Source organism: Variovorax sp. BGA-UO-ETr-C22, assembly GCF_059567965.1.
Window position 1 is genome coordinate 2,872,623 of record NZ_JCAQPA010000011.1, and the last position, 22,442, is coordinate 2,895,064.

16 protein-coding genes are annotated in these 22,442 nt (G+C 68.1%); 7 read left to right on the top strand and 9 right to left on the bottom strand.

Annotated features, from left to right (window positions below; genetic code table 11):
- The 3 genes from AC57B8_RS33695 to AC57B8_RS33705 are packed head-to-tail and all read right to left on the bottom strand — an operon-like array spanning window position 1 to window position 8,123.
- The gene (locus AC57B8_RS33695; RefSeq protein WP_496482034.1) at window positions 1–5,628 is read right to left on the bottom strand and encodes an alkaline phosphatase D family protein; all 5,628 of its coding nucleotides are present in this window, start codon (window positions 5,626–5,628) and stop codon (window positions 1–3) included.
- Window positions 5,629–5,658: 30 nt separating this feature from the next.
- Window positions 5,659–7,437, bottom strand: a complete 1,779-nt coding sequence (locus AC57B8_RS33700; RefSeq protein ID WP_496482259.1) for a hybrid sensor histidine kinase/response regulator — start codon at window positions 7,435–7,437, stop codon at window positions 5,659–5,661.
- 2 nt (window positions 7,438–7,439) lie between these two features.
- Window positions 7,440–8,123, bottom strand: a complete 684-nt coding sequence (locus AC57B8_RS33705) for a response regulator (RefSeq protein ID WP_159277998.1) — start codon at window positions 8,121–8,123, stop codon at window positions 7,440–7,442.
- 208 nt (window positions 8,124–8,331) lie between these two features.
- On the opposite strand from AC57B8_RS33705, the gene AC57B8_RS33710 reads away from it, so the two are divergent.
- Together AC57B8_RS33710 and AC57B8_RS33715 are read left to right on the top strand one after the other, a co-directional pair.
- Complete coding sequence (locus tag AC57B8_RS33710; protein WP_496482035.1) at window positions 8,332–10,035, top strand: phospholipase D-like domain-containing protein; 1,704 nt, start codon at window positions 8,332–8,334, stop codon at window positions 10,033–10,035.
- Between the two features lie 168 nt (window positions 10,036–10,203).
- On the top strand, window positions 10,204–10,584 hold the full coding sequence (locus AC57B8_RS33715) for a cupin domain-containing protein (protein ID WP_492741937.1): 381 nt from the start codon (window positions 10,204–10,206) through the stop codon (window positions 10,582–10,584).
- A 129-nt stretch (window positions 10,585–10,713) separates the two neighbouring features.
- Here the strand turns inward: AC57B8_RS33715 and AC57B8_RS33720 are convergent, their stop codons facing one another.
- On the bottom strand, window positions 10,714–11,019 hold the full coding sequence (locus AC57B8_RS33720; protein ID WP_496482036.1) for an ATP-binding protein: 306 nt from the start codon (window positions 11,017–11,019) through the stop codon (window positions 10,714–10,716).
- Window positions 11,020–11,147: 128 nt separating this feature from the next.
- Between AC57B8_RS33720 and AC57B8_RS33725 the strand changes: the two genes are divergently transcribed.
- From AC57B8_RS33725 to AC57B8_RS33735, 3 genes are all read left to right on the top strand, one after another.
- Window positions 11,148–11,792 (top strand): hypothetical protein, encoded by a 645-nt coding sequence (locus AC57B8_RS33725; RefSeq protein ID WP_492694378.1) that lies wholly within the window; start codon window positions 11,148–11,150, stop codon window positions 11,790–11,792.
- A 179-nt stretch (window positions 11,793–11,971) separates the two neighbouring features.
- On the top strand, window positions 11,972–12,235 hold the full coding sequence (locus AC57B8_RS33730) for a DUF7336 domain-containing protein (protein WP_496482037.1): 264 nt from the start codon (window positions 11,972–11,974) through the stop codon (window positions 12,233–12,235).
- A 249-nt stretch (window positions 12,236–12,484) separates the two neighbouring features.
- Entirely contained in the window at window positions 12,485–12,982 is a 498-nt protein-coding gene (locus tag AC57B8_RS33735) for a hypothetical protein (protein ID WP_496482038.1), read from the top strand.
- 172 nt (window positions 12,983–13,154) lie between these two features.
- Here AC57B8_RS33735 and AC57B8_RS33740 read toward each other — a convergent pair whose 3' ends face one another.
- The 3 genes from AC57B8_RS33740 to AC57B8_RS33750 form a co-directional block, all read right to left on the bottom strand.
- Window positions 13,155–13,640, bottom strand: a complete 486-nt coding sequence (locus tag AC57B8_RS33740; protein ID WP_496482039.1) for a hypothetical protein — start codon at window positions 13,638–13,640, stop codon at window positions 13,155–13,157.
- A 190-nt stretch (window positions 13,641–13,830) separates the two neighbouring features.
- A complete protein-coding gene (locus AC57B8_RS33745) occupies window positions 13,831–14,175 on the bottom strand; it encodes a hypothetical protein (RefSeq protein ID WP_496482040.1) in 345 nt (114 codons plus the stop codon).
- A gap of 904 nt (window positions 14,176–15,079) precedes the next feature.
- Complete coding sequence (locus AC57B8_RS33750) at window positions 15,080–15,514, bottom strand: VOC family protein (protein ID WP_496482041.1); 435 nt, start codon at window positions 15,512–15,514, stop codon at window positions 15,080–15,082.
- 71 nt (window positions 15,515–15,585) lie between these two features.
- Between AC57B8_RS33750 and AC57B8_RS33755 the strand changes: the two genes are divergently transcribed.
- Entirely contained in the window at window positions 15,586–16,239 is a 654-nt protein-coding gene (locus AC57B8_RS33755; RefSeq protein WP_496482042.1) for a dihydrofolate reductase family protein, read from the top strand.
- Between the two features lie 9 nt (window positions 16,240–16,248).
- On the opposite strand, the gene AC57B8_RS33760 is transcribed toward AC57B8_RS33755, so the two are convergent.
- Window positions 16,249–17,136: a LysR family transcriptional regulator gene (locus AC57B8_RS33760; RefSeq protein WP_062472076.1), complete on the bottom strand. Its 888-nt coding sequence runs from the start codon at window positions 17,134–17,136 to the stop codon at window positions 16,249–16,251.
- A 263-nt stretch (window positions 17,137–17,399) separates the two neighbouring features.
- Here AC57B8_RS33760 and AC57B8_RS33765 point away from each other — a divergent pair, with 263 nt between their 5' ends.
- Entirely contained in the window at window positions 17,400–20,945 is a 3,546-nt protein-coding gene (locus AC57B8_RS33765) for an indolepyruvate ferredoxin oxidoreductase family protein (protein WP_496482043.1), read from the top strand.
- Window positions 20,946–20,970: 25 nt separating this feature from the next.
- Here the strand turns inward: AC57B8_RS33765 and AC57B8_RS33770 are convergent, their stop codons facing one another.
- The gene (locus AC57B8_RS33770) at window positions 20,971–22,440 is read right to left on the bottom strand and encodes an HD domain-containing phosphohydrolase (protein WP_496482044.1); all 1,470 of its coding nucleotides are present in this window, start codon (window positions 22,438–22,440) and stop codon (window positions 20,971–20,973) included.
- Window positions 22,441–22,442 lie beyond the last annotated feature (2 nt).

The following is a 22,442-nucleotide window of genomic DNA, read 5'->3' on the forward strand; positions in this document are numbered from 1 at the left end:
TCACAGGCGCTGCTTGCGTGCGAAGCGCGCCGGCCCCTGCACCGTCCAGCCACCGCCGGCCGGATCGAGCTCGCGAAGGCACTGCGTGAGCCCGTCGTCCAGGTCGAGGGTGACGCCGATCCGCCAATGCCCGGTGGCACCGCGCTCCACCTGCAGCACGGCGAAGCCGTTGCCGGTGCCCACGGCCGCCGTGACCATGGTGGCGCCGAAGGCACCCCGCACGGCGCCGAGCTCGACCTGGCCGTCGAGCCAGAACGCGTCGGGCCGCGCATTGACGAAGGTCCAGGGTGCATACAGGCCCGAGGACACGACCGAGATCACCTCCACCGGTCCGCCCGCCGCCTGCAACCAGAGGCTCGACACGCTCGACATGTGGCGGTCGCCCGACAGCACCACCACGTGGCGCGCGGTGGTGTCGCGCAGCAGTTCGAGCAGCGCGCGCTGCGAGGCCGGGTAGCCGCTCCAGTCGTCCATCCCCAGGCGTTGCGCCGGGTCGCCGAAGACCGCCGCGCGCGGCATCGGGAACAGCGCCACCGGCGACACGATGAACTTGGGCAGCCCGGCGGGCGCGGCCTCGAGCCACTTCTTCAGGTCGCCCATGCCGGCCTCGGCGCGGATCGCCGCCTGGTCCAGCGGCGCGGCTTGCGCGTCCGTGCGCAGCGCCCGCCGCTGCCGCGTGCTGCGCGTGTCGAGCATGTAGAACGGAAAGCCAGCCGGCGCCATGCGGTAGTCGAAGGGACGCGGGTCGCGGTGCGGGCCGATGCCCCGCACCAGCTTGTGCTGCTGCGCGACGTAGCCGTCGAGCGCGGCGCGCACGGCCGGCGTTCCATAGGGGTCGGGGCCCGGCTCCCAGTCGTCCATCACCTCGTGGTCGTCGAGCAGCGGACAGGTCGGCAGCGAGGCCATCACCTGGCGCAGCGCCTCCAGCCTGAAGGTGAGCGCATAGGCCTGGCCGACGTCGTCGCCGCCGGCCGGAACGAAGAGCCCGGCGGTCTGGTCGACATACACCTGGTCACCGGCCAGCACCAGCAGCTGCGGCTTGTGCGGCGGCGCGAGCACCTCGAGCCGCTGCGCGAGCCGCCGGTACGACGCCTGCGCGGGCACCCGGTCGACCAGGCCCGGCACGTACTGGCAACTGGCGAGCACGAAGCACAGCGAGGCCTGTGCGGGCTCGCCCTCGCGCTGCACGGCGCCCATCCATGCGGGGTCGAGGCGCACCACGGCGCGCTCGCGCTGCGCGTCGGTGGCTGCGTCCAGTGTCTTCATCACCTGGTCGCGGATGGGCTCGATGGGTTCGTCCTGCGGCTGCGCGAACAGCCCGGCCGACAGCCTCCGGCCCAGCACCTCGAGGGGGCCGCGCGCCATGGGCAGGTCGTCGTGCGCTGTCAGCACCGCGAAGCCCTGGTAGTCGGCGAGCCGGTCGTCGAACAGGTCGATCTCCACCGCCTCCTGCAGGAGCTTTTCGCGCGTGGTCTCCAGGCCCACCATCCATGCGAAGTCGAAGCACCAGCGCCCGTCGCGGCGCCACGCGGGCACGAAGACCACGGCGCGCGCCGACACATGCGCGGGCGGCGGGCGCAGCGCCAGCCGGCAATGCAGCCGGCCCGCGTTGTCCGCCGACCGGCTCGCAAGGCCGAGCCACGGGCCGGTCCACGGCAGGCTGGCCCGCCAGTCGGGCGGCACCGGATGGCCGCGGCCGGGCTTGTGGTCGAAGGCTTCGAGGAAGCGCACGATGTGCGGGAACACGTCGATGCAGGCCTTCTCGCCGATCAGCGTGTCCTGGTGGCCGTAGTCACCGAGCACCAGCAGCTGGTGCGGGGTACCTTCGCCGAGGAACAGTTCGCCCCCGGAAGGCTTCGAAGCGTCCGACGGTTCCGGCAGCTGCGGAGGCTCCCGCGGCAGGCCTTCGTCCTTGCCGAACACGCGCTTGAGCAGCCAGAAGCTGTCGTACGAGCCGCGCCAGTCGAACACCGCGTTGCGCTGCCCGTGCAGCATGAACACCGGAAAGCCGAAGCGCTGGCCGACCTGCTCGAAGCCCACTGCATGGCCCTGCCCGCCGGCATCGGTCAGCACTTCTTCGCGGGCGTAGTTGCCGACCTGGGCGAGGCCGCGCACCTTCACGAAGCCGTAGATCGAATCGAGCGCATCGAGCGTGTCCTTGCCGATGTTGTGCAGCCGCATGGTCTGGCCGAAGATGGCGTCGGCCCGGTGCCGCACGGCCGCGAAGCCCGGCGCCTCGCGCAAGCGCTGCGCCTCCCCGTCGTCATCGGGGTAGGGAAAGGTCGCCAGCAGGCCGTCGACGAGCAGGCGCTTCATGCGCGTGAGCGTGGGTCGCGTGTCGAACTCGTCGATGCCGATGAACTGCTGCAGGTAGCCCGCCACATAGCCCCGGAAGCGGTTGAAGGCCGTGGCGCGCAGCAGCGGTCCCACCTGCGACAGCACCACCGCGCCGATGGAGGCATGCAGCCCCGGCAGGCGCAGCACCGCCACGCTGAACATGGCGGCACCGATGCAATGCGCCACCACGTCGACCTGGATGGGCGCCGCTTCGTCGGGCGTTGCATGCGCCGCCTGCACGGTGCGCAGGGCGTCCGGAATGTCGGTCTCGGCCACCTCGTCGAACGACCAATAGCGCCAAGGCCGGTTCGGAAAGCCGATGCTGGTGCGCAGGTCGAGCACCCAGACCTCGCGCCCGGCCGCGAGCAGGCTGTACACCAGGTTGCCGGGAATGCTCTTGTGCGCGAAGGTGGAACCGCTCGCGCCGTAGCCGTGGATCAACATCACGGGCCGCGTGCCCGCGCGGCGCACCGGCGGGTGGTAACGCGACAACAGCCGCGGCGGCGCGCTGCCCGGGCCCGCCGCGGTGACGAGCTCGACCGGCTCGGGCCGCACGCCGTACACCTCGCCCGGCAGGCGCTCCCAGTCGTGCTGCGGCGAGTCGGGCGGCGGCACGAAGTGCAACAGGTGAACCTGCAGCACGATGCGCAGCACCCACAGCGCCAGTTCGGCCAGGTCCGCCAGCTGGTTGGGCATGTCCTGCTGGTGCTCGACGCGCAGCAGGGGTTGCAGCGTCTCGACGAAGTAGGAAGGGTCCAGCACCAGCCGGCCCAGCGACTTCGGCGCATCGGGGCCGAGCTGCTGCAGCTCGCCCTCGCTCAGCTGCCGCCACGGGTTGCCGCCTTCGACGAACGCGATGCGCTTGGTGAGCCGCAGCCGGTCGCCCTCCTTCAGCGGCGCGCCGTGCGCGACCCGCGCCACCGTCCAGTCGTACTCGATGAGGCGCACCTGCCCCAGGTGCGAGCACAGCGCCAGCAGGTCGGCCATCGCGGGGCCTTCGAAGACGGCATCGTCCTCATCGATCGCGCCGCCGGCCGATGCGGCGCGCGCGTCCAACAGGCTTTGCACCAGCGCCAGCAATTTCTTGCGGGCCAGTCCGTGGCTGCGCAGGATGCGTTCGATGCTGTCGCTCTTCTCGCGCACCAGCATCGATGCGGTGCCGGTGCAATGCGCGACGGGCGCGTCGTCGCCCTTGCCGAAGCGCAGGACCACCACCGGCTGGGACAGCACGCGCGGCGCCGCGCGCAGGGACGGCACGTCGAACGGCTCGAATTCGACTTCGGCGCTCAGCGCGAAGGCCTGGCCGTCGATGTGCACGCGGCCCGTCATGCGCTCGCGCAGCGAGACGCGCGTGGGCGCGGGCGCATGGGGACGGGTCAGGTCGCGGCGCAACGGGCGCTGCGACGGCGGCGGCTGCGGCGAACCGGCCAGCGCCAAGCCCCAGTCCTCGGCCAGCACGGGCACCGCGCGCTCGGCCAGCGCGGCGATGGTGAGCGAGGGGTTGATGCCGAGCGACACCGGCACGATCGAGCCATCAAGCACCGCCAGGCCCGGCAGCAGCGACGGCACAGCAGAAGCACCCGCAGCGCCGTCGTAGACGCGGCCCCAGCTGTCGACCACGCCGCGCTCGCACCCGTCGGCCATGCGGCAACCGCCCAGCGGGTGCACGGTCAGCACCGAGCCCACGCCCTCCAGCTGGCCGACCAGGTCGGCGAGGCTGCCGAACGGCGGTATCGGTTTCCACAGCGGGTTGGCCAGCACGCGCCCGCCGAGTCCGCCCACGCCATCGTGGGCCGCATGCAGGGCGCGCATCTGCGCCTCGAACACGGGCAGCGCGGCCACCTTCGGCCACGTCACGCGCACCTGCGCGTCGGCCAGCACGGCGCCCTCGCCGCCATGACCGACGAAGCGGATCTGGCCGGCCGCCCCGTCGTCGCCCATCATTCCGTAGACCGGCGTGCGGCGCAGCATGTCGTCGTCCACGGCCAGGGGATCGCGCCCTTCGTCTGGCGCGTGCAGGTCGAGGTCCATGTGCGCGAGCGCCTGCAGCGCGTCGGTCGTGGTCACCACCTCGGCCAGCAGGCGGCGCAGCGGCGCGGGAATGGCGAACTCCTCGATCACCAGCGGGCGCTCGCCCTGAGTCGCGCAGGTGCGCAGCAACCCGGTGATGGTCGGCCCGATGCCGCGCTGCGCCGGCGCCTCGCCTTCGGGCGCGCTGGACAGCGCTTCGTCGTTCTGCGCCGCCGCCACCGCGATCATGTCGCCGTTGGCCGAGAAGCCGCGGCCCACGGCCTGCGATATGGGCAGGCCCGGGCCCCTGGAGCGCAGCAGCAGCTCGGTGGAGCCCAGCGTGCCGGCAGCCACCACCACCCGCCGCGCGCGCACCACGTAGGGCCGGGCGTTGTCGGTGCGTGCCTTGCGCCGGTCCGTGAAGAAGAACTCGACGGCATAGCCGCCCCCTCCCGGCAGGGCCGCGATGCGGTGCGCGGTGCCGCCGGTGAACAGGCGCGCGCCCCGTGCGTGGGCCAGCGCCAGGTAGTTGGTGTCCAGCGATTTCTTGGCGCGGTGGTTGCAGCCGCTCACGCAGTCGCCGCAGCGCAGGCAGCGGTGCATCGCCACCTGGGCCGGCGTGCGCGTGCCGTCGTCGAAGGCGATGGCGACATGGGCCTTGCCGCCCGCCGCATGCAGCCGCGCGCCGGCCTTCAGCAGGGAGTCGAGCTTCGACACGCTCTCGGGAATCTGCTCCAGGCCCAGCATGGCCTCGGCCTTGCCGTAGCCTTGCGCCAGCGCGGCAAGATCGAGGCCCCCGGGCCAGGCACCGCCCTCGAAGGCATCGGACGTGGCGCGCTCCATCACCGCCGCATTGATGAGCGACCCGCCGCCCAGCCCGTTGCCGAGCAGCGCGTTCACCTCGCCGCCCAGGCGCAGGTCGAACAGCCCCGAGGCGTTGCCGCGCGCGGGCCGGCCGTCCTGCATGCTGAAGCGCACGTGCCCCGGCAGTTCGGCGAAGGTGGCCGGAAACTCGCCCGGCAGGTATTCGCTGCCGCGCTCCAGCACGTAGACCTTGATCGGCACGGCGCCCGGTGCGATGCCGGGCGTCGCGTCCAGCGACAGCGCGCCCGCCAAGCGTGCCGCCGCCACCGCGCCGCCGTAGCCGCTGCCGATGACCAGCACATCGCAGTGCAGCGCGTCGGGCGGCGCCGCGGCGATCTCGCGCACCAGCACCTCGGCGCCCTGCGAGAGCAGGCGGTCGCCGGGGTCATCCTCGTCGTCGCGGCCACCGTCGTTCATGTTCGGCTCCTCGCGGAATGGATCGCGGATTCAGGAATGCTCGATGGCTGCGGCCAGCGCGCGGCCGAGCGTCTGGTCGTCGACAGGTTTGCGCAGCAGCGGCAGCGCCTGCCGCCGCGCCGCCTCGACCACCGCGGGGTCGGTGTCGGCCGTGACCATGACGATGGGTAGCGCGGGGCGTGCCGGCTGTGCACTGCGCCGCGCCCGCAGGCGCTCGGCGGCATCGAAGCCCGAGACGCCGCCGCCGAGCCGGCAGTCGAGCACCACCGCATCGGGCTCGTCGACCTGCGCCAGCGCCTCGTCGAGCGTGGCGGCGGACAGCACGCGGCAGCCCATCGCGCCCAGCGCGTTGAGGTAGGCGCCGCGCACCATCGGGTCGTCCTCCAGCACCAGCACGCAGCGCCCTGCCAGGCTCCACGGTGCACCGGTGCCGTCGCCCTCGCAGCCGTCGGCGCCGACGGGCGCGGCGCGCGGCAGCCGCAGGCGAAAGCACGCACCCGCGCCGAGGCGGGACTCGAGCTCGACCGGCACGCCCAGCAGCTCGGCCATCCGCCGCACGATGCCCAGGCCCAGGCCATGTCCCGCGGCAGGCGCGGTGCCGGAGCTCGACGCCTGGAGTTGCACCAGGTCCTCGAACACGAGCCGGTGGTTCTCGGGTGCGATGCCGGGGCCGCTGTCCTGCACGGTCAGCTCGACCCCGGCATCCGATGCGTCCGATGCGTCCTGCGTGCGGACCCGCACCTCGACCTGCCCGCCCGCGGGCGAGAACTTGATCGCGTTGTCCACGAGGTTGGCCAGCATGCGGCGCAGCAGGTCGGGGTCGGTGCGCACCGCCAGGCCGGGCGGACAGTCGGTGTGCAGACCGACCCGGCGCGCCGCCGCCGCGGCGCCGAAGCTGGCCATCACGGCGGTCAGCAGCCGGTCGATCTGCACGCGCTGCGGCTGGGCCACCACCACGCCGGCGTCGAGTTTCGAGACGTCGAGCAGCGCGTCGAGCATGGCGCGCAGCTGCTCCAGGCTGCTGTCGACCACCTCGACGATCGCGCGCGCATCGGGCGCCATCGCCACGTGGCGCAGCGCCCCTACGTTGAGCGCCATCGCCTGCAAGGGTTGGCGCAGGTCGTGGCTGGCGCCGGCCAGGAAGCGGCTCTTGTCGTTGTTGGCGCGCACCGCCTGGTCGCGCGCGATGGCCAGCTGCGCGCGCTCGAACTCCAGCGAGGTGGCCAGCGCCTGGTTCTCGGCGCGGATGCCGAACGACTCCTCGAAGGTCTGCAGGTTGCGCCGGGCAAAGCGCGTCTGCACGCCGAAGAACATCAGCACCAGCGCGGCCACGCCCCCGCCGAGCCAGCCGCCGGCCACCAGCCACATGGCGGCCGTGGGCACGAAGAGCAGCCCTGCGTAGGCCAGGAAGGCGGGCATCACGGTCGCGCTGGTGGACACGGCGCCCGCGCCCCAGGACACCAGGATCATCGTGAGGACCGCGTCCAGCGTCGGGTCGAGCCGGGCCATGAACAGCGCCGCGGAGCCGTTGCAGGCACCGATCAGCACGTTCCAGTGCACGGTGGCGCGCAGCCGCGCGGCGATCGGACGGGCGCGGTCGGCGGCCATGCGCGCGAGTGCGGCGGCGCGCCACTCGCGGCTGGCGATCACCGCCGCAAACCAGCCGAGCACCCAGGGCGTCGGCACGTCGCGCCAGACGATGGCCGCGACGACGACGGCGGTGAGCAGGATCTGCCAGCGCAACCCCACGGCCTGCTCGGCGACCACCTGCAGGCGCCGCTCGTCCAGTTCGTCCAGCGCGGCCGGCATGCTCACGCAGCCTCGAGCGCCCATGCCGCCTGCGCGTCGAAGACGCGGCACATGGCATCGGTGCGGTTGCGCGCGCCCAGCGCCCGGTAGACCATCGACAGGTGCACCTTCACCGTGCCCTCGGCAATCAGCAGCTGGCGCGCGATCAGCTTGACCGGCATGCCCCGCATCGCCAGCGCCAGCACCTCGCGCTGGCGCGGCGACAGCTCGACGCGCAGGAAGCCGGCGAGGTCCTCGCGCGGCAGCTCGTCGGGGTCGCGCGCGCGGGTCACGTCGTCGGCCAGCACGAACTCGGCCGGCAGGTAGATCTTGTGGCGCAGCACCACGCGCAGGGCCGCCTCCATGTCCTCGAGCCGGTACGACTTGGGAATGAAGCCGGCCGCGCCGGCCTCGATGACCTCGCGCACGCGCTGCGGCGAGCTTTCCGCCGACTGCATGCACACGGGCGTGGCCTCGAAATGCGCCTTCACGGCCTTGAGCGCCGCCAGCCCGGACAGCTGGGGCAGGTGGTAGTCGAGCAGCAGCAGGTCGATGCCGACGGGGTCGCGCTGGCAGGCCTGCTCGGCGTCGCGCACGGCGTCGAAATGGAAGGGACGGCCGGGTTCGATCTCGGCGGCCATGCGCTCCAGCAGGAGGCGCGTGCCGTTCCAGACGATCTCGTGGTCATCGACCAGCAGAACCTTCATACAGGCCTCTCGTCTACGGTGACCCTCCCCGTCCTGAATGCAGATTAGCGCAAAGCCCCCCAAGAAGCGAGCGTGCGCACCTACACCAAAGGCCTAGTCGGATGGCCACGCCGGGGACTAGGCGCTGCGCGCAATGGTTGCGGCGCGCGCCCCGCGGAAAACTGGCTGCATCGATCGCCACTTCCCATCCGATGCACCGAGGTCCGCCATGAACACCCCTCAATCTCTTGCCGCGCTGCGTGCCGCATGGGAGCCCCTTGCGTGCCGCTTGTGCATCCTGGCGCTGCAGCATGCGGCGCTCGCCCGCTGGCTGTGCGCCGCGGCCATGCTCGCCGTCTCGCTGCTCGCGGGCTGCGCCGCATTGCCCGGCGAGGTACCCCGTGTCGCGTCGCACGCGCGCACCGACCTCGGGGACAGCCCCCTGGCGCGCATCGCCGCCGCGTCGCTGCCGGCTGCGGACAGCGCGATGTCCGATGCATCCGGCGTGCGCCTGCTGCCGGGCGGCGACCAGGCCTTCGACGCACGCATCGCACTCGCGCAGGCCGCACGGCACACCGTCGACGTGCAGTACTACGTGGTGGCCCCTGACAGCGCGGGGCGGCAGTTCCTGCGCGAGCTGCGCGACGCGGCGCAGCGCGGCGTGCGCGTGCGCCTGCTGGTCGACGACCTGTACACGGGCGGAGACGACGAGATGCTGGCCGGGCTGGCCGCGCACGCCAACGTGGAAGTGCGCGTCTTCAACCCGCTGCCGGTGCGCAGCGGTGGCCTGCGCACGCGCGTGCTGCTGTCGCTGCACGAGATCGGCCGCGTGAACCGGCGCATGCACAACAAGCTCTTCATTGCCGACAACAGCTTCGCCATCACCGGCGGACGCAACATCGCCGAGGAGTACTTCGGGCGCGGCAAGCCGGCGAACTTCATCGACATGGACGCGCTGGTGGCCGGGCCGGCGGTGCGCGCGCTGTCGGCGAGCTTCGATGCTTTCTGGAACGGACCGCTGTCGTACCCCTTCGAGGCCATCGCGGCCGACAGCGCCCCGGCACCAGCCCCTGCGCGCGAACGCTTCGCCGCGCTGGTGCGCGACCTCGACCGCTTCATGCCGCCTGCCGACGAACCCGATGCACTGGGACGCGGCCCGGTCGGCACGCAGCTGGCACAGGGGCGCGTCGCGCTGGTGCCTGCGCAGGTGCGCGTGGTTGCGGACGCGGCGGTGCCAGGCCGCTTCGCTGATGATGCCGGCGGCAACGTCGAAGAAGCCGCAGCGCCGCAAGGCCGCGAGGGCGCGGTCATGGCCGCGAACCTCGACCTCTTCCGGACCGCGCGCTCGGAGGTGCTCGTCGTCTCGCCCTACTTCGTGCCCATGCCCCGCATGATCGAGGCGCTGCGCCATGCGAGCCGCGAGGGCGCGCGCGTGTCGGTGATGACCAATTCGCTCGCCACCACCGATGAGCCGCTGGTGCACTATGGCTACGCGCGCTACCGCAGCGCCCTCTTGCAGATGGGCGCCATGCTGTATGAGCTGATGCCGGCCAGCGAAGCGCATCCCGCCTGGAGCGACACCGAAAGCAGCCGCGGCTCGCTCGGTCGCCTGCACGCCAAGCTGGCAGTGGTCGACCGGCGCTGGTTCTACGTGGGGTCGATGAACATGGACCGGCGCTCGGCGCACTGCAACACCGAACTGGGCCTGATCGTCGACAGCCCCGCGCTGGCCAGCGAGCTGGCCGACCTGATCCAGCGCGTGCGCATGCCCGCGAGCTTCACCGTGAGCGAGGTACCTCTGAGAGGTGGCCTGCAATGGAGCTTCCTGCGCGACGGACGTCGCTGGGTGCTTCACCGGGAGCCCGAATCGAACTGGGCCCAACGACTGCGCTGGTCCGTGTTGTCGCTGGTGGTGGACGAAGATTTTCTGTAACCCGGCTTACGCAAACTGCCACATGACGCTCTTCGAAAGAGCGGCGCTTTCGTGCAAGAAATAGATCACTGCACGCGTGGCCCAGGACTACCATTCCATCGTTCACGTGCGGTTCGGCACGAGACTGCCGCGGACTGTTTGCTCACTCGTGTCGCAAGGAGAGTCGCGATGGCAAGTCCGATGAACGTCAACAAGCTTCAGACGAAATCCCATGACGAACCGGATGAGGTTCGGGAGCCCGAGAAGACCCGGGTCGAAGTGGTCCGCCTCGAGGGCTACACGCTCGGACGCTTCAAGTTCGAGCCCGGGTGGCGCTGGTCGAAGTGCATCAAGCCGGTCGTGGGCACGGACAGTTGCCAGGTGGCTCACGTCGGGTACGCGGTCTCCGGCCGGGTCACCGTGCAAATGAATGACGGCTCGCAGACCGTCATCGAGGAAGGCATGTCGTACACCATTCCGCCGGGTCACGACGCATGGGTCGAAGGCAACGCGCCGTTCGTTGGCCTGGAGATGATGAGCGCAGAGGAATTCGCAAAGCCCCAAAGCTGAGCCGAGGTGAGAGGCCTCGGGAAGAGACTTCTTCGGGATGGTCGAACGGGGCGTGACACCCGCGACCATCCGGCTCACGCGCCCGGGTCTACGGATTGCCCGGGCGGCGAGCCGGACGCCGGGGGCGTTTCAGCCCTTTCGCATGGTGATCGCATGAAAAGGGCAAGTCACTGCGCAATCGCTGCAGCCCGTGCACCGATCCGCGTCTTGAAGCGTCGACAACTTCTTCCATTGCTCGACTTCGAGACTGAGAAGGTGAAGGTCGCACGCAGCGACACACCAGCCGCAGCCCGTGCAACGCGCGGCGTCGACAACGGGCAACCAACCGGGTCGGTGCGGGCGGCGAAGCTGATGTACGTCCATCTGTGATTCCAACGAGCCGTATCGGTCCGGAAGGTAGCATGCTGCTGGCTCCAGTCGGCCACGACCGGACATTCACTATGAATATTCAGCGTTCGGTTTTCTACCTTAGGCATCTTCAGCGCAAAACAGCCGGTACGATCTAGAGATCGATCCGCGCTGGCAGCGTTCGCGAGAACTCACCGATTTCTGAGGTCAGTACCATGACTTACGGCATCCACCCTTCAGCGGTCCTGCGGGAATACTTCGAGGCGAAGCCGTATCAAGGCGCGGCGCCGGCTTCGGCACGCTTCCTCTTCTTCGGCATTGATGCGAACTTCGATCACGAGGTCGAAAGCTCGGAAGCTTTTCCTGATATCTGCGCATATCTGAAGGACGGCGTGAGGTTCTGGAAGGCGAACAGGCAGCACCATCACCCATTTCTGCTTCCCTACTACCGTGGAAGCGGTCGTCCCTACCATGAACGATTTGCCCGTATCGGGTTCGGCTACGAGCACGCGGACCAAGTGTCGTTTGTCGAGCTTCTGCACTTGCCGACATTCGGCGCAGGATGTCCTGCGGCAGCACAGCTGAAGTCGGCCCATCTCTCTTTGCTTGAGGAATGGGTTGAAGATGGATCTGCGAGGTACATATTCATCCCCAAGACTGTGCTGTCGATGCTGCAGCGTTCAAAGCGATTTCGCTGGCTTCCGTCCAAACCTATCAAGCACCTCGGCTCACTACCAGTGCTTAGTGATTCCAGTCACAAGACAATCTTCGCGCCGTTTCACTTCTCATACCGGTACGCCTCGAAAGAGGAACGAGACCGTCAGCTCTCAGACATCGGTGCACTGATCGACACAGCGTAGCCACCACACGAACAGAGGAAGTTCGAGAGAACGCTCAAACAGGATGTCCGCTGTAGGCCGCTCAGTAACCTTGACGAAGTTCAGGTTCTCTTGATGCCGAAGGACGGCATCGGGCCTTTCGCGACAGTATCTCGACCGACTACAGTCGGCCAGAGCCAGACATACACGCCCTGAGCCCAATGAATACCGTCTTTATCGTTCAGCACGTCCACCTGCTTTTGCCGCAGGAAGATGAGGACGTAAAACTGATCGGAGCCTATCGGTCGCTCCAAAGCGCCCATGCAGCCATTAAGCGGATGGCGAGTGCTCCGGGATTTCGAGATCATCCCAACGCCGTCGACTCAACCTACATCGGTGTTGGCGCAGGCGAAGGTTTCCACATCAGCGAATACCGGCTCGATGAGGACAACTGGACCTCTGGCTATGTAACTCAGACCAATTGAGCCACCGGGAGCCGGCAATCCGCCTTTTTTCTCGCCGGCACGATTCGGCCAAGAGCGGGCATCTAAGTGTGTTAGTCCGTTTGGGTCGCAAACCCACTAAAACAGGTCGGATCCACCGCGAGATTTCACTCGGACTTCATCAAGCTCGAACCCACCCGCGATAGCCTGCGGCAGCAATGTCGCTTTTCGTACGTAGGCTCAAACCAAATGGCACAAGCTCGGCAAGTTGAGGGCAACCGAACGCCGATCTTGGCACGCCTGCTGGAGTTCCTTTGCGTGGCGATCTCTTGGTTCGCTCTGATCCTCGCGGCACCGATTTCTTTTATCGCGTGTTTTGATGCCACGCACCTGACGCATCGAATCAGCCCCTCCGAGCAAGATCACATCGAAATCGTTTCCCGTTACGCACGGACTTTCATCGATCAGAACAAAAGGCTCCCGGACCACGACGAGTACCGAAATTGGGTGGTCGCCACTGACAAACAGCAAGGGACGCATCTCGATGGGCTCGGGTACTCCTTGCACACGGAATGCGCGAAAGAGGTCGGGGACTTCTGTGTGGGCTTCTTGGCCGACGATGTCTGGGTGACCTACAGGTCAGAGCAGGCAAGCCTTGCGGAGGTGGCGATCGATGGCCGTCTGGGCGAGGCATGGCTCGAAGGAGTTGGCTTTGCGGGATTTCTGGCCACCGCCGTCTTCTTCAGGCGGGCAGCCAGTGTCAGGCGGACGTCCCCGCAAATTGAATGACTTCTTCAGAGATGCTATGTCTCTTGTGGGCCCTTTGCGCGAGTCGCACGCGAGGCTACAGTCGGCCAAAAGGTGACGGCCCCGTATTGCAGAAGCGGCCATCCAACGTTCGACATTAGCGGCGGGGAAAGCGGCGGAAAACGGACCTTTGCACGTCCGCTCGACGGAAGGGCTAGGTCACATACGTAGACAGAGCCTCTTGCCCGGTGTGGCCGCGAGCCTTGCCGGCGTTCAAGTGCGGTTGCAGATAGCTGCGCAGAACGGACTCCATCCGAATCGCAGTTTGCTTCGATCTTACTCCGACGAGCACCAGCCGCAGCGACAAGCCAAGGGCGTGAGCATCGGTGTATTCGGCGATTGAACACACCGCCATGATGCGCTTGGGTAGTGTGTTGAACCAGGCATCTTTCCGTTGGTCGAAGTGCGACGGCACTCGCTCAATAAAGCTGCGGCTCGTGGACTTGCCGACATACCAAAGTACATCCTGATCATCGAAGTAAAAGTAGAGCCCGTTGGGGTGGTCGGCCATCGAGCAGAGCTCGGATAGCTGGACGGTTCCGACGACCTTCTTCGGCATGGATCGCAGATGCGCGGCAAAGGCCTCGAGCGTGGAACCCAAATGGTCTTCGAAGGCGACGAAATACTCAGGGTGTGCCATCGGGGTCCTCACATTTGGCGTGAAAGGCAGGCCCCAGTACCCTGCGTTCGCTTGATGGAAGTGATATCCCGCATTGGAGACGCGCCAAAGCAGGCCTGCGCTCGCCGTCACACGATTTGAAGATGTGCTTCCATCCGCACATGAATCTGGGGCGCATGATGGCGACCTAGTTGCCCTGCAACTTCCAAGTCTAGCGCCGGCCACCAAGCTCCGTGATCAGGTCTTCAACGCCTCCATAGATCGGCTCCAGAGGGTGATCTCGGCAGTACTTGTCCAGGTACGCCAACACCTTTGTAGGGGCGAGGGTCTTGTTCGGCGTCTGTACCCGCGCCACGTTGTTGAAAGCACTGATGAAGCCCCACGACCACTGAACAACGCCGTCTTCATAGATGATGTTCTTGTTTCTTCGCCATGCGATGTGCTTATCGCAGCCTTCGGCACCAAGACCGTGGAAATAAACCAATTCATCTTTGGCGACAGCGGCCAACGATGTCGTTGCGCAAGCGATGAGAACCGCAAGGATGGGGAGTCGCATTCTTCCTCCAGGATTTTTCGACCCACCATTGTCTTTCGACTCGGACCGGTCTCAACCCGAAGTCTTGAACTCCCAGACACCTCTGAATTGCCTGCTGCAAGATATCTCACTGGCGCATGGACTACTGTCGGCAAGAGCGCTGTGCGATGGCGGTAGACGCGTCTATAGGAAAACGAGAGCGAGTACCTACTCAACATTCCCGGCAACGCACGCTAGTCTTACTGTGTCACAGGAGTAGTCTCGCGCTTGTTCTTCCGCAGCCGGGACACTACCCGGGCCGCGTGATCGGCTGGTAGCTCAGCCGAACATCAGCAGCCCGCCCCCCGCAAGAGCCTAGCGAACTCCTCCATACGGCTTGCGCAATCGACGAGCCCATAGCCGTTGTTGGAGTCAGGAATTTCCATAGGAAACTTTTCGGTCAATCTGAGCTGCCTGCAACCGTCCGGTTGTCGCCGGGTGTTGCCTCAGATCGAGACCATCTTGGCGCACCCACCACCAAGATTTCGCCCTCCCCAATTCAAAACCACACATCCGCGTGTCCGGCAGCCCCACAGAATTTAGTGGGAATCGACCCTCTTTTCAGGCCAATGAATGGCATCTGCCGGTTCTACGAACAGCGACTCGGCGGCTCGGGTTCAGAAAGGAGTTTCACGTCGGCACTTACCCGCTCGGTAGGCATGGAGCATCAACCGCCCCGCGCGGAACGACCGCTTTGCGGCAGAGCGCATGTCTGCTATGGGCCCGTTGCGGCCATTCCCGGCCCCCAGCTCCTTGCGAAGAATCCGTCATTCAACCCGCCATCATCTGCATCGACCTGCACCACGGCGCCACGAACGTGACCTGTCGGCATCTGCGACGAAGTGCTGCGCAACCATTGCTGCATGCGTGCAACACCTCTGTTGCCTCAGCCGAGCTGCTCGGCAAGCCCGACGATGATGCCCTCGGGCCCCCGGATGTACGCGAGCCGGTAGGACGTCTCGTACTGCATCTGGCCGATGAGTTCCGCGCCATGGGCTTGCATCCGCGCAACGACCGCATCGATGCCATCGACGGCAAACATGATGCGACGAAGACCCAAGGTGTTCACCGGTGCATTCACAGGCCCGAACCGGACCGCCTCCGGCGTGTGGAACTTGTCCAGTTCGATTCCCTGCCCATCGGGCGTTCGCAGCATGGCAAGGCTGGCCCGGACATCTCCCAGCCCGATGAGGCTGCCGACAGCAGGCCCTTCCACCGTGGTCTGGCCCTCGAGCTGCAGGCCCAGCTCGACAAAGAACGCCTTCACCGCTTCCAGATCGTCGACAACGATCAGGATGTTGTCCATTCGCTTGAGTGTCATGTCCTTCGGCTCCTCTTTCAACGGTGTTGCAAGGTCTACACTGCGGCTCCGCTTTTGCAGGAGACGACCCCATGCCTCGATTGCTTGTGCGCAGCTTCGGTGTTTCGCTCGACGGCTTCGCGGCCGGCCCGGACCAGAGTCTGGCGCATCCGCTGGGCGTTCGCGGCCCCGAACTCATGGACTGGTTCATGCCCACGCGCGTCTGGCTGCAGATGCTCCAGACGGGCGAGACCAATGGCGAGACCGGCATCGACAACGAGATGGCCGAGCAAGGCTTCGCCGATATGGGGGCCTGGATCCTCGGGCGCAACATGTTCGGGCCGGTGCGCGGTCCCTGGCCCGACGAGAGCTGGAAAGGCTGGTGGGGCGACGAGCCTCCCTACCACGTGCCGGTCTTCGTGCTGACCCACCATGCCCGCGCACCACTGACGATGCAAGGCGGCACCACCTTCCACTTCGTCACCGGCGGCATCCACGATGCGCTGGCGCAGGCACGGGCCGCCGCGGGTGGGCGTGACGTGCGGGTGGGCGGTGGCGTGGCCACCGTGCGCGAATACCTGAAGGCCGGCCTGATCGACGAACTGCACCTGGCTTTGCGGCCGGTGCTGCTGGGCCAGGGGGAAGCGCTGTTCGCAGGCCTGGATCTGCCGGCGCTGGGTTACCGCTGCGAACGGCAGGTGGCGGGCGAGCGCGCCATGCATGTGTTCCTGCGTCGCTCCGAATGAACCCGCGCCCTACGGCATCCCGCGCGCCAGCAGATGATCGACCAACCGACGCTGCGGAAAGCTCAACGCCTCCTGCCGCGTACACAGGTACATCCGTCGTGACGCCCACGCATCGGTGAGGTTGATGAAGCGCAGCTTCATCTCCTTGCGGTAAGTCACCGCCGCCCCCTCGGGCAGGATGCCCACGCCCATCCCCGCTTCGATCATCCGGCACACGGCCTCGAAGCTCTTCACGCGCACACGCAGGCGCAGCACCTTGCGCGCGCTCATCGCGGCGTCTTCCATGGTGCGGGAGATGGCCGAGTCGTCTTCGAGCCCGACGAAGTCGAAGTCGAGCAGTTCTTCGAACGACACCTCGCGCCCGCGCCACGGATGCTTCTGGCGCACGATGGCCACGAGCCGGTCGGTGCGGTACGGAATGAAGTGCAGCGCCGGGTCGACCGCCTCGCTGGTGATCACACCCACGTCGGCCTGACGGTCGCGAATCGCCTGCACGATGTAGACGCTGCGGTGCTCTTCCACGCTCACGCGGATCTCGGGGTAGCGCAGCCGAAAGCTCGCCACGTCGTCGGGCAGGAACTGGCCCATGGCCGACGCGTTGGCGTGCAGCCGCACGCGGCCGGTGGCGCCCTGTGCGTAGTCCGACAGGTCGGCGCGCATGCGATCCACGTCGCGCAGGATCTGGCGCGCGTGCATGGCCAACGACTCGCCCGCACCCGTGGGCGTGACGCCCTTCGAAGTGCGGTTGAGCAGCCCCACGCCGAGCTGGCTCTCGAGGATGGCCAGGCGCCGGCTCGCGGCCGACAGCACCATGTGGCTCTCGGCGGCCGCCTTGGACAGGCTGCCGTGCTCAATGGCGCGCAGGAACAGCGCCAGCGAATCCAGGTCGGGTCTCATCGGGTCCTCGGTCGATCGGGCGGACATTGTCGGGCCTGCGCGGTTGCGGGCGCGCAGCCGAAGGCCTTTCGGCGAATCGGCGGCCGCGGCGATGGCTCTTCCGGAATGCGGGTTTCCCCGTCGAAACGAAGAAGCACTTTCGGGCCGCAGTGCGAAAGAATCGTCGCTGTCTCGGCGGCAACCCCGGCGAGGCGTTTCGCGGGCCGGCCCTCTACCGGGGCCACGCCCGCATTCCACGAGTCCTACCCGGAGTCTTTTTTCTCATGGCAACCCACGAACTCGCCAGCGTTGCGCTGGACGACAAATACACGGCCACCGAAGGCCGGATCTACCTGAGCGGCATCCAGGCGCTGGTGCGCCTCATGCTCGTGCAGAAATGGCGCGACCAGCAGGCCGGCCTGAACACCGCGGGCTTTGTCTCGGGCTACCGCGGCTCGCCGCTCGGCGGCCTGGACGAAGCGCTGTGGAAAGCCCAGCCGCAGCTCGAAGCCAACGCCGTCAAGTTCCTGCCCGGCGTGAACGAAGAGCTGGCCGCCACCGCCGTGTGGGGCACGCAGCAGGTGCACCTGACCGGCGAGAGCGCGGTCGATGGCGTGTTCGCCATGTGGTACGGCAAGGCGCCCGGTGTGGACCGCTGCGGCGACGTGTTCAAGCACATGAGCCACGCGGGCACCTCGCCGAAGGGCGGCATCCTGCTGGTGGCGGGCGACGACCACGGCGCGTCTTCCTCTACCCTGCCCAATCAGAGCGATCACCTGTTCGCCGCCTCGATGATCCCGATGCTCTACCCGCAGAGCGTGGAGGAATACATCGAGCTGGGCCTGCACGGCTTTGCGATGTCGCGCTTTGCCGGCCTGCCGGTGGGCTTCAAGGCGCTGGCCGACACGGTGGAGTCGTCGGGCTCCATTGCTGCGAGCGCGCTCGACGTGCACACGCGCCTGCCGAAGAACTTCGCGTTCCCGTCCGGCGGCGTGCATGCGCGGCTGTCGACCGACACGCTCGGCGTACAGGCGCGCAAGCAGGAAGCGCTGATGCAGGACTACAAGATCTACGCCGCCATCGCCTACGCGCGCGAGAACCGCCTGAACCGCGTGACCATCGACTCGCCCCAGGCGCGGCTGGGCATCGTGGCCTCGGGCAAGTCGTACCGCGACGTGCTCGAAGCGCTGGAAGAACTGGGCATCGATGCCGACGAGGCCGCGCGCATCGGCATCCGCCTGTTCAAGGTGTCGATGCCCTGGCCGCTGGAGCCCGACTCGATCCGCGAGTTTGCCGACGGGCTCGAAGAAATCCTGGTGGTCGAAGAGAAGCGCCAGATCGTCGAATACCAGCTCAAGGAGCACCTGTACAACTGGCGCGAGAACGTGCGCCCGCGCGTCATCGGCAAGTTCGACGAAGAGGGCGAATGGGGCGCGCACCCGCGCGGCCAGTGGCTGCTGCCTGCCACGGCCGATTTCTCGGTGGCGCAGATCGCGCGCGTCATTGCCGGGCGCGTGGCGCGCTTTCACACCAGCGACCGCATCCGCATGCGGCTGGCGATCCTCGACGCGAAGGACGTGGTGCTCGGCAAGGCCGTGGCCACGCCCTCGCGCCCGGCCTGGTACTGCGCGGGCTGCCCGCACAACACCTCGACCAAGGTGCCCGAAGGCAGCCTGGCGCTCGCGGGCATCGGCTGCCACGTGATGGCCACCGCCATCTACCCCGAGCACAACCGCACCACCACGCACATGGGCGGCGAAGGCGCGCCGTGGCTGGGACAGGCCTGGTTCTCCAAGCGCAAGCACGTGTTCGCGAACCTGGGCGATGGCACCTACTACCACTCGGGTTCGCTCGCGATTCGTGCGGCCGTCGCGGCGGGCGTGAACATCACCTACAAGATCCTCTACAACGACGCGGTCGCGATGACGGGCGGCCAGCCGGTCGACGGGCCGATCACCGTGCCGCGCATCGCGCACCAGGTGGCGGCCGAAGGCGTGAAGCGCATCGCGCTAGTGGCCGAAGACCCGACGCGCTGGGCCGACCGCAGCCTGCTGCCGCCCGACCGCGACGGCCTCTTTGCGCTGAGCGTGCACCACCGCGACGACATGGACGCGGTGCAGCGCGAGCTGCGCGGCTTCGAAGGCGTGTCGGTGCTGATCTACGACCAGGTGTGCGCGGCCGAGAAGCGCCGCCGTCGCAAGAAGGGCGAGTTCCCGCCCGCCGCGCGGCGCGTGTTCATCAACGACGCGGTGTGCGAAGGCTGCGGCGACTGCGGCGAGCAATCGAACTGCACCGCCCTGCTGCCCAAGCCAACCGACCTGGGACTGAAGCGCAGCGTGGACCAGAGCGCGTGCAACGCCGACGAATCGTGCATCAAGGGCTTCTGCCCGAGCTTCGTGACGGTCGAAGGCGTGAAGCCGCGCAAGCACGCGCCCGTGGCCGTGAAGGCCGCCGAGGAAGCCGCCCTGCCCGCACCGGCGCCGCTCGCGCTCGAAGGCATGCACAACATCCTCATCACCGGCATCGGCGGCACGGGCGTGATCACCATCGGCGCGCTGATCGGCATGGCGGCGCACCTCGAAGGCAAGGGCGTGAGCGTGCTCGACATGACGGGCATGTCGCAGAAGAACGGCTCGGTCACCTCGCACGTGCGCATCGCGCGCGACGCGGCGCAGCTGAAGGCGCAGCGCATTCCCACCGGCGAGGCCGACCTGATCCTGGGCTGCGACATGCTCACGGCCGGCGCACCCGACGCCATCGCGCGCATGCGGCCGGGCCGCACCTACGCGCTGGTCAACACCTTCGAGCAGCCGACGGGGCACTTCGCGCAGCAGCCCGACTGGCAGTTCCCCGCCGCGCAGGTGCGCGCGCTGATCGAGGAATCGGTGGAAGGCCGCGCCGACTTCATCGACGCCACGCAACTGGCCACGCGCCTCATGGGCGACGCCATCGCCGCCAACCTGTTCCTGCTGGGCTTCGCGTTCCAGAAGGGTTTCGTGCCGCTGTCGGCGCAGGCGCTCGACAAGGCCATCGAGATCAACGGCGTGGCCGTGAAGGCCAACCAGGCCGCGTTCCGTTGGGGCCGCAAGGCGGCGCTCGACCTCGCGGCCGTCACGCGCCAGGCCGCGCCGACGCAGGTGGTGTCGCTGCAAAAGCCCCAGAGCTTCGAAGCGCTGGTGGCCGACCGCACCGCGTTCCTGACGGCGTACCAGAACGCGGCCTATGCGCGCAGCTACGCGGACCTCGTCGAACGCGTGCGCGACGCCGAACAGCGCACGCGCGGCAGCACGGTGCTGGCCAAGGCCGTGGCCTCGGGCCTGTTCAAGCTCATGGCCTACAAGGACGAGTACGAGGTGGCGCGGCTGTATGCCGACCCGCGCTTCATGGAGAAGCTGGGCGAGCAGTTCGAAGGCAAGCCGGTGCTGCGCTTTCATCTGGCACCGCCGGTGCTGGGCCGGCGCAACGCCGAAGGCCGTGCGGTCAAGACCAGCTTCGGCCCGTGGATGCTCGGCGCCTTCCGCGTGCTCGCCAAGCTGCGCGGCCTGCGCGGCACGGCGCTCGATCCGTTCGGTCGCACCGCCGAGCGCCGCATGGAGCGCCAGCTGGTTGCCGACTACCGCGCGATGGTCGAAGACCTGCTCGCACGCTTCGAGCGCATCGATTTCGACACCGCCCTGTCGCTGGCGCGCCTGCCGGAGCAGATCCGCGGCTTCGGGCACGTGAAGGAAGAAAGCATCGTGTCGGCGCGCGTGCGGTGGGAGATGCTGCGCGGGCAGCTCGACAGCGCAGCGCCTGCGCGGGCGGTTCGGCCGGAGCCTGTGGCCGCTTAGTCGATGGGGCGGCCGGCGCGGCCCGCTACAGCAGGCCTCTGGCAGAGGCCTTCAGCGTGGCGGCCGCGCGGGTCGAGCAACCGAGCTTGCGGAACACGCGTTCGACGTGCGTGCGCACCGTGCTCGCGCTGATGCCCAGCGCACGCGCGACCTGCTTCGTGTTGTCGCCCTGGCTGATGCAGCGCAGGACGTCCAGCTCGCGCTGGGACAGCGACGCGTCGTCCTGCGCGGGCACCACGGGCTTCGCAGGCGTGCCCGATAGCGCACAAGCGAGCAGCGCACTGATGACCTCCGCGTCGAAGCGACCGGCCCCGACGTCCGCCTGCATGCGATCACGCGCCTGGTCGTCGGTCAGTTCGGGCCGCCACGGGCGGCGGGTGCGGTGCGACACCCACTGCTCGGCCGCCGCGACGACCTGCCCTTCGAGCGGCATCGACGCGCCGGAGCGGCCACGGAAGTAGCCGGAGCCATCACGCCGCTCGAAGGCGAACGAGGCGATCTCTGCTTCTGCCGCAAGGCCGTCGATCTGCCCCGCCGCGCGCGACGTCCAGTACGGCACGAGCCGCAGGCGCTCCATCGACGCAGCCGGCAGCGGCTCGGGCGCATTCCAGATGGCGTTGGGCACCGCGGCCCGCCCGATGCCGTGGATCAGGCCGGCCCGGTGGATGCGATGGCACATCGCCTCGCTCATGCCCAGTTGGGCGCCGCAGTCGCGCGCCAGCCGGGCCACGCGCCGCGAGTAGCCCGTCATCCACGGCAGCTTGAGGTCGCTCACGTCGCCGACGAGTTCCAGCCCGACACGCCGACGCATCGACACCGGCGGATCGGCGGCATCGGCCCACGGCGCGGGCGACGCATCCAGCCGCCTCATCCACGCCGCAGCGTGCGGTGCGCAGGCGTCGACCAGGAAGCCGGGGTAGAGGCTGTCGGCGCGCCCCCGCGCGAGCGTGAGGGCTTCATCGAGCCCGTAGAGGCGGCTGAAGATCTCGAGATCGCTCGCCAGGGCCACGACGTAGGTGGCCAGCGGCACGCCCTCGCCCTGCAGCAGGCCGGGGACGCCACTGCCGTCGTAGGCCTCGAAGACGGCGCGCAGTGCGGCTTCGGCCTCGGGCCCCAGGCCGAGCATGTTCGCGATGTCGCCGGCAATCTCGCAATGGATCTGGGCCATCGCCACGACGGCCCCAGGAATGGACGCCTGGTGGGGCTGGCGCAGGCGCGGTTGCGCGGAGGCCAGAAGGGCTCGCCGGCCCAGCACGTCGTCTTCCAGGAAGTCCGCGAACTCCTGCGCGTTCGCCGTGCAGCCCGACCAGCGCAGCAGCGCCACGTGTTGCGCGACCTCGGCCTGCGCCGCGTTGCAGCCGGCCTGCGCCGCGATCATGCCGGCCAGCCAGGCGGTGCGCGGCGAATGGTCGATGGGCTGGCCCATGCTCAGGTCGCCGATGAAGGCGAGCGCGCGGGCCGCGTCGAAAGCGGTGAGGGTGGTGTCTTCGGGCATGG